This is a genomic window from Geobacillus sp. ZGt-1 (assembly GCF_001026865.1).
Lineage (GTDB): Bacteria > Bacillota > Bacilli > Bacillales > Anoxybacillaceae > Geobacillus > Geobacillus thermoleovorans.
In genome coordinates this window covers 1-632 of sequence record NZ_LDPD01000130.1, presented here as the reverse complement: position 1 = coordinate 632, position 632 = coordinate 1, and the positions used below count along the sequence as shown (strand labels likewise).

The window sequence follows — 632 nt, the reverse complement described above, 5'->3', positions numbered from 1 at the left end:
TATCTAGCACCACGGGTATAAGGATGTATAACATTTTTTAGGTATTGCGCCCCGAATTTTCCTATGCGGGAGTATTATTTCTATAAAATTTAACAAATGTAATGGTAATATTCTCTTATTGCGGAAAGGCGATATAATGCATCAATTAGTTAGGCTTGCTGGCGCAACAGAACCGTAGAGCTAAGAGAGAAGAGGAGAAGAGAAAGGAGAAAGCATCCTGACTGTGAGTCAAACATAGCCAGCAGGCACCCGAAAATCATATTTTTCTGCCCATTCAATGCAAAAAATAACGGAATAGATAGTTAATCATCTATTCCGTTTCCCCTTTTGCCCCCTATTCAATTATTTTATTTTTTTCGAGGCTTTGGACCTGTTCCCTCTAAATAGTCAATCCATACACGGACATGCTGTGCAATTGTATTTCTCGGGTCTTTAGCTTGCAGCCTTGCTGAAAAATCTGGGTCTTGAATTAACTTATCTACAATTTTATCTATGGCTTGTTTCCGTCCAGAAGTTCTTCTTCTTGTTGTTTGAATGACATCGTTATTAATGATCTCCCATACCGTTTTCATGTCCTCAATTTCTGTCCATTTGGATATCATCATTTTAAAATCACCTCTATTATGAATAAA

The 632-nt window shown here is 37.2% G+C and carries 1 protein-coding gene; it reads right to left on the bottom strand.

Going from position 1 to position 632, the window contains the following annotated elements:
- Positions 1 to 347: 347 nt before the first annotated feature.
- The coding region (locus VU18_RS16015) for a hypothetical protein (protein ID WP_047758513.1) at positions 348 to 632 on the bottom strand (285 nt) is incomplete at its 5' end.